This window comes from Thomasclavelia sp., from assembly GCF_017889095.1.
GTDB lineage: Bacteria > Bacillota_I > Bacilli_A > Erysipelotrichales > Coprobacillaceae > Thomasclavelia.
In genome coordinates, this window is record NZ_JAGHEW010000024.1 from 1 (window position 1) to 7,602 (window position 7,602).

The window sequence follows — 7,602 nt, forward strand, 5'->3', positions numbered from 1 at the left end:
ATATTTAGACGGGAGAATAAATAACTGGAAATTGAATATAATTGATGTTATTGATTTTGATTATCATTTATTAAAAGAAGAAGATAATTATAAGCTGATCAAAGCAGTTCAGTTATTGTATCAATATAAAGGGGATAAAGAAAGGTTAAAAGGGATGACAGTAAGTAAGGAAGTATTATTAATTTTAGCGAGTCTAACAGCCAGTGAGAATTTAAGAGAAATTGCAATCGAAGCAAAGGAAGGAGAAGAGATTGAAATGTGTGAAGCGTTAGATAGATTTAAACAGGATAATATTGAATTTGGAGAAAAACGAGGAGAGAAACGTGGAATAAAAAAAGGAACGAATTTTGGGGCACAAATGGGCGTAAAGACAGGAATGGCTAAAATGGTCATTGATATTTTATCAAATCAAATGGAATTGTCTGATGAAACCAAACTTAAAATTATCAGTAGTTCAAAAGAACAGTTACATAATCTTGCAAACAATTTTTATTTAATTACTAGCGAAGTTGATTTAATTAAAATGTTAAGTAACTAAGATAATATTTTAAATTAGAAATAACTTATTAAAAAAGAGCGTTTAAATGTGTTTATAGAACTTGTTTAAAATGCTCTTTTATTTTTTATCTTTTTTTACTTTAAATAGAGTAAGGACTCTATAATATTGAATTTATTAAATAATGTGGTATTGGAAAATTGATAATTGTTTTACAAAATATTCAGCGTGGTGTTTTACAGGCATGTTAATGAATTAAATTTTATAATGTAAAAAATAGTAATTTAGATTAATATATGCTAGTGGATTTTAAGAATATATGAAATTATTAATTAAAGTGACTAGTTTTATTTATGTTATTAAAAATGTTTGACTAACTACGCTGGTTAAGAAAATTAAATATAATAACAAAAAAGGCCCTTAAAAAGGGTCTTTGTAGTAAAATTAGATTTTTTCAAAATCACTAGCAGGATGTTTGCATAAAGGACAAATGTAATCTTCAGGTAATTCTTCACCTTCATAAATAAATCCGCAAACAGTGCAACGCCAACCAGCTGTTTTAGTTTTTTGAGGCTGGGGTTTGATATGTTGATGATAATAAGTGTATGTAGCTGATGGAACATCATTTAAAATATCCATATCAGTAACCGCACCGATAAATAGCGTGTGGGTACCAATATCGACAGTTTGTTCTACCCAGGCAGAAATATAACTGTTTACACCTTTAGTGATAATTGGAAGTTCATTATAACCTTTTTTATAGTCATAAAAACCATCAAACTTATTTACAGTACGCCCAGACTGGAAACCAAATCTTTTAAATAAATCAAAATCAGCATCTTCATTTAAAATAGAAAGATTAAATTTCTTGGTTTCCATAATAATATCGTGACTATAGTTTGCTTTATTAACTGCGATAGCTACACGATTAGGATCAGATGTTAATTGAATAGCCGTATTTATGATGCAGCCATTGTCTTTTTTACCATCATTTGATGTTAAGACAAATAATCCATAGCTTAATTTTTGCATTGTTTTTTCATTCATATAATTATCCTCCTGATTCGTTTATATTATAACAAAACTTAGATTTTAATAATATATTTATTGATAAAATAAATTTAAATTAAGAAAAGTTATGATAATTTTCTGATTATTTTAATTTATCAATCATATAATTATTTTTTACTTATTTAATAATTGATCTATGATACAATATGATTAGATTAAAAAGGGATGATAAAAGATGATTTATGATAAATTACCAATTGTTTTTTTAAGTACATTGGCTAGTGAAAAAAAGGATACGACTAATAGTCAGATTGCTACCTATATTTTGGCTCATTTAGAGCAGATGCAAAATATGGGAATTAAAGAAATGGCTCAGGAATGTAATGTAGCGATTTCTTCGATTTCTCGTTTTTGTAAAGAAATTGGACTAAGAGATTTTGCAGAATTAAAAGAACTGCTATTATCTACAACAAGACACTTTGACCAGGAATCACAGGCTTTATCAAAACAACAAAGATTAGATGATTATACTAATAAAGTAAGCGCTTGTTTAAAAATGGTTGCCTCTTCTGTTGATATGGATGCCATAATTAGTTTATGTAAAGATATCCAAAAATATCAGCGAGTTGCTATTTTTGGATTACTTAAAGCCGGAGCTGTAGCAATCAGTTTACAAACAGATTTATTAATGTTAGGTAAACAAAGTTATACAAATATTTCCTATTTGCAGCAAGTTGAATATATTCAACAAGCTAACGAAGATGATTTAATCATTATTTTTTCTTATACCGGTTCTTATTTTGACTATCAAGATTTGCGCAGTTTAAAGAAAAAATTAACTGCACCGAAGATCTGGTTTATTTGTGCTAGTCAAGAAAAATATCCCGAGTTTGTTGATGGTTTGATAACATTTAAATCGTATCAGGATCTAAATAGTCATCCATATCAGTTGCAATTAATTGCGGGAATGATTGGCCAGGAATACGCATTGATATAACAAAAGAATTGGCAAATTGCCAATTCTTTTTAGTAACGTTTTTTACCTTCAATAATTCTTGTCTGCCGTTCCATATCAAGAAAGATTCCCATAGCAATCATATAAGATAGTAATGAAGAACCACCGTATGATAATAACGGCAGGGTGATCCCGGTTATAGGAAAGAAACCTAGAACCATACCAATATTCCATACCTGCTGGAAGATAAGTAAACCAAAGATTCCGGCAGTTAAATATTTATCACGATTATTTTTAGCTCTAAATCCGATTCTTAAAATAATAGCATCGAAAATACAAATTACCAGAATCGTAAAAGCACCACCAATAAAACCAAAGCTTAAAGCAATTACAGCAAAGATAAAGTCAGTTTGGGCTTCTGGCAATGAAATTACCGCACCTTCTAAACCATGTCCCCATAAACCGGCTGTTCCATAAGAAAGCATGGCATTAAATAACTGGAAGCCTTGATCATTATAAGTACCTTCAGGATCGATCCAGCCATAAATTCGACCAAGTTTATGATCGCCACCTAAAAGACTAGAGAAAATATCGTGCTGATAGATAAATAAATAAACTAGGATCGCTAGAATGATGGCAACAGCGACACCACCAATAATAAACCAGCCAGCTCTAATTCCCGACATAAAGAGAATAAAAGCAATTGAAGATAACATGATCATGACAACTCCGGAATCATTTTGTAAATAAACAAGAATACAAGGTGGTAATGATACCGCTAATACCTTACCGATTAAAAGTAAATCGTTATGAAAATCATGTACTAAATATTGATTGTTGTGTTTATCAACAACATCAGCCATTACTACTACCATGATAATTTTCATGAATTCTGATGGCTGTAAGTCAAAACCAGGTAATTTATACCAGGAAGTTGCTCCGTTATTGAACTTAGCCAAAGGAACTATCTGGATACCATAATGGGTATGTAGAAAATGCTCAAGCGCTAATCCCACTAATAAAACCATCAAGATACCATAAATGATCCACATCGATGAAAAAATACGATCATTGGATACTTTATAAACAATAGCCATGACAACAAATGATATTCCATAAAAGACTAACTGCCTAATCCAGTAGGTACTTGGAGTACCCACGGTAATTAAAGGAGTAGCACTTTTTATTCCTAAACAGCTAATAAAACATAGCAGTAAAATTATCAACAATAAAGGTTTACAAATTACGGATTTTTCTTTTTCTTCCACAAAATCCCTCCTTATAAAAAAGATAGTTTTTTTATTCATGGTATAGTATACTATAATTAAACAATAATTAATAGGGGGTTATTTTCATGAATTATTTACCATATATTTTAATTGCTATTGTTATAGTTGTTATTTTAGCTTATATTTTTATAAAATCAATGAAAAATAAAGGTCCTAAAAAAATAACTGAAGCTGATATACCAGTTGATATCAAACAAATTATAGAAGCTGTTGGTGGTAAAAGTAATATTAAAGAAACTACAGCAACTTCTTCTAAAGTTACTTTTTTTATTAACAACGATGATTTGGTTGATGTTGATAAGCTAAAAGCTTTAGGAGCATCAGGAATTGTTCAAACTACCAACAAGGTTACTGCGATATTAGGAAAATATTCTAAAGAAATATCTCGAGTAATTAATGAACAATAAGCAGATTGAATGATCTGCTTGTTTTGTTAAGGAGGTAAAAATGAGTTTAGTAGATCGAATTAAAAATTATGAACCATTATTTAACCATTGGTTATTTGATGAAATAATAGACTTTGATGATAAAGAAACTTTTATTAAATTAAAATCACAAGGGTTAGATGATCATGAGATGTATATGCGTCTTATTAGTATCTATGATCGAGATATTAAAGAATTAGAAAATAGATTAGATAATTTAAAAGTAGAGTTAGAGTTAAACGATTTGAAGCAGACTAATTATCTTGATTATGAACATTATTTAATTGAAGATGATCAAGGTGAAATTATTGGAATTGATCTATGTTTGCTTTGTAAAGAAAATGTTATTGAAAGTGAAGATAATCAGTTTTATGGAAGTTTGCTTTATGGAGCTGGGTTGAAATTATATGACCAAAAAGAGTATCAAAAAGCGTTAACTTATTTTAAAAAAGGTGAGACTGTCAATAATAGTGATTGTATTTGTATTCTCGGTTATTTCTATGAACGGGGAATAATTGTTGAGCGTGATTTTGATAAAGCTAGAAAGTATTATCAGCGTTCTAGTGATTTAGGTAATATTGTGGCTAGCTGTAATTTAGCGTATTTATTACAGCTGGGAATTGGTGGTGCTAAAGACTTAGAAAAAGCATTTGAATTATACCAGAAGGCCGCAAAAGCCGGTTATGGTCGAGCTATTTGTAATTTAGGGTATTGTTATGAATATGGTCATGGTGTTCAAGCGGATATGGAAAAAGCAGTAGCATACTATGATGAAGCCGCCGAACTAGGTTATGATGAAGCATTGTTTAGCCTTGGAACTTGTTTAGAATTTGGTGAAGGAATTGAACAAGATTTAAAACAGGCAGTTGCCTGTTATCAAAAAGCGGCTAATCAAGGACATGATCGAAGTGCCCATCGTTTAGGTTATTGTTATGAAAATGGTTGTGGGGTAAAACAAGATTATCTTAAAGCAATTTACTGGTACCAGTTTGCTTGTAAAAACGATTATCCACCAGCTTTGCTTTCATTAGCTAACTGCTATGAACATGGACAAGGAACTAGAGTAGACTTGAAACAGGCCCGAAAATATTATTTAAAAGCCGCTCGGTTAAATTATGCTCCTGGTCAATTTTGGTTAGGTTATTTTTATGAAGGTCATCCTGAAATAAAAAATGCTCTTTATCGCAGTGTCTACTGGTACAAAAAAGCCTGTAAACAAGATAACGCTCAAGCTTTAACGGCTTTAGGTTATTATTATGAAAGTGGAACGGGAGTAAAACAAGATCTTCATCAGGCTTTTTCACTTTATTTAAAAGCAGCTAATTTAGACTATCCCCCAGCTCAGTGTAATTTAGCTTATTGTTATGAAATGGGAATCGGCATAGAAATCAATCTTGATCAGGCAATTAAATATTATCGTTTATCAAGTCAGGCTGATTATTCACGAGCTACTTTTAATTTAGCTTATTTATATGAACATGGAAGCGGTTTAAAACAAGATAGTCAAAAAGCTTTTGAATTATATTTACAAACAGCTAATGCTAATTATCCACCGGGTTTATTTAAAATGGGAGTAGCTTATGAAACCGGCTATCAAGTTGATATTGATATGGAAAAGGCGATTGATTATTATTTGCAGGCAGCTAAGCTAGATTATGGAATGGCTTATTATGCTTTAGGTTTGATTTATGAAGATCACCCTGATTATCATGATGACTATCATGCCTATAAGTATTACCAGGAAGGGGCTAATTTGAATAATCATCATTCAATGTATCGATTAGCTTTGTATTTAGAAGAAGGAGAAGTTATTAAAGCTGATGTAGCTAAAGCTTTTGAATATTTAAAAAAAGCGGCCCGTGTTAATTATATTCCGGCTTTAAATATTTTAGGAATCTATTTTGAAAATGGAATTGCTTGTCAAAAAGATCATGATTTTGCTTTTAAATTATTCTTATCAGCAGCTAATGATAACTATCCCCCAGCTATTTATAATTTAGGACGCTGTTACTTTTATGGTATTGGCACAACGATTGATAAAGATAGTGCTTGTAAAATGTTTACTAAAGCGGCAGCTTTAGATTATCCTGATGCTAATTTTATGTTAGGATATATGTATGGATATGGTGATGGGGTTTTGGTTGATTATGATAAGGCTCGTTTATATTTTAAAAAAGCTGCAGATTTAAAGGTTGATGATGCAAAAGAAGAATTAGAAAAATTAGAAGAAAAACTTAGAAAGGGTGATTAGATGTCATTTGAAGAAAATTTATCAAAATATGCAAAATTAATTGTTAAAGCTGGAGTTAATGTTCAGCCTGGACAGATTGTTGTAATTGATGCTCCCGTTGAAAACGCTAATTTAGCACGCTTAATAACTAAAGAAGCTTATTTACAAGGAGCCGGTGAAGTTGTGGTTCGTTACAGCGATGAAGTGGTTTCCCGCTATAAATATGAATATTTATCAACTGAAAAATTTGCAGATGTGCCTGACTGGTTTGCTTCGTTTCGAAATGATTATGCTAAAGAAAATGCTGCATTTATCATTATTGAAAGCAGCAATCCTGAAGCATTAAAAGGAATTGATCCTAAAAAGATTGCTTTATGGTCTAAATCAGTTAATCAGGCCTGTAAACCATTTTATGATGGGATGGATCTAGGTAATAATCCTTGGTGTATCGTGGCTGCCAGTTCATTAAAATGGGCTAATAAAGTATATCCTGATATGTCTGATCAAGAAGCAATCACAGCATTATGGCAAGCTATTTTTAAAGCCAGCAAGGTTATTGATGATGACCCTATTGATACTTGGCAAAAGCATCGTCACAGCTTTGAAAAACGAGTGAATTATTTAAATAATTTAAATTTAAAAACATTACGTTATACTAATTCTTTAGGAACTGATTTAACGGTTACTTTAAATGATGAATATGTTTTTGCTGGTGGTGGCAGCTATACTAATAAAGGAATTTATTATTTCCCAAATATTCCAACTGAAGAAATCTTTACTAGTCCTTATCGAAACGGAACTAATGGTGTAGTTTATAGTTCTTTACCATTAAATTATAATGGGAATCTAATTAATAATTTTAAATTAGTATTTAAAGATGGTAAAATTGTTGATTTTGATTGTGAAACAGGTAAAGATGTTTTAGAAGCAATCATCAATATTGATGAAGGAAGTCGTTATCTTGGTGAAATAGCTTTAGTACCATACGATTCACCAATTTCTAATTTAAAAACCCTATTCTATAATACTTTATATGATGAAAATGCTGCTTGTCATTTAGCATTAGGAAAAGGTTTTAGTGAATGTATTAAAGATGGTCTTTCACTAAATAAAGAACAGTTATTAGAAAAAGGAATAAACGATTCATTAACTCATGTTGATTTCATGATTGGAACTAGTGATTTAAAGATCGTTGG

6 protein-coding genes and 1 pseudogene are annotated in these 7,602 nt (G+C 30.7%); 5 read left to right on the forward strand and 2 right to left on the reverse strand.

What is annotated here, in order from left to right; translation table 11 throughout:
- Positions 1-538: pseudogene (locus J7M77_RS01140) on the forward strand (hypothetical protein); the annotation flags it as partial.
- A gap of 402 nt (positions 539-940) precedes the next feature.
- Here J7M77_RS01140 and J7M77_RS01145 read toward each other — a convergent pair.
- Positions 941-1,543, reverse strand: a complete 603-nt coding sequence (locus tag J7M77_RS01145) for a flavin reductase (protein WP_296875156.1) — start codon at positions 1,541-1,543, stop codon at positions 941-943.
- A gap of 199 nt (positions 1,544-1,742) precedes the next feature.
- Between J7M77_RS01145 and J7M77_RS01150 the strand changes: the two genes are divergently transcribed.
- Complete coding sequence (locus tag J7M77_RS01150) at positions 1,743-2,504, forward strand: MurR/RpiR family transcriptional regulator (RefSeq protein WP_296875158.1); 762 nt, start codon at positions 1,743-1,745, stop codon at positions 2,502-2,504.
- Between the two features lie 29 nt (positions 2,505-2,533).
- Here J7M77_RS01150 and J7M77_RS01155 read toward each other — a convergent pair whose 3' ends face one another.
- On the reverse strand, positions 2,534-3,730 hold the full coding sequence (locus tag J7M77_RS01155; protein ID WP_296875161.1) for an FtsW/RodA/SpoVE family cell cycle protein: 1,197 nt from the start codon (positions 3,728-3,730) through the stop codon (positions 2,534-2,536).
- An 86-nt stretch (positions 3,731-3,816) separates the two neighbouring features.
- Here J7M77_RS01155 and J7M77_RS01160 point away from each other — a divergent pair, with 86 nt between their 5' ends.
- The 3 genes from J7M77_RS01160 to J7M77_RS01170 form a co-directional block, all read left to right on the forward strand.
- On the forward strand, positions 3,817-4,158 hold the full coding sequence (locus J7M77_RS01160) for a PTS transporter subunit EIIB (protein ID WP_296875162.1): 342 nt from the start codon (positions 3,817-3,819) through the stop codon (positions 4,156-4,158).
- A 40-nt stretch (positions 4,159-4,198) separates the two neighbouring features.
- Complete coding sequence (locus J7M77_RS01165) at positions 4,199-6,427, forward strand: sel1 repeat family protein (protein ID WP_296875163.1); 2,229 nt, start codon at positions 4,199-4,201, stop codon at positions 6,425-6,427.
- Positions 6,428-7,602, forward strand: a 1,175-nt coding sequence (locus J7M77_RS01170) for an aminopeptidase (RefSeq protein WP_296875165.1), incomplete at its 3' end; no start/stop codon positions are given.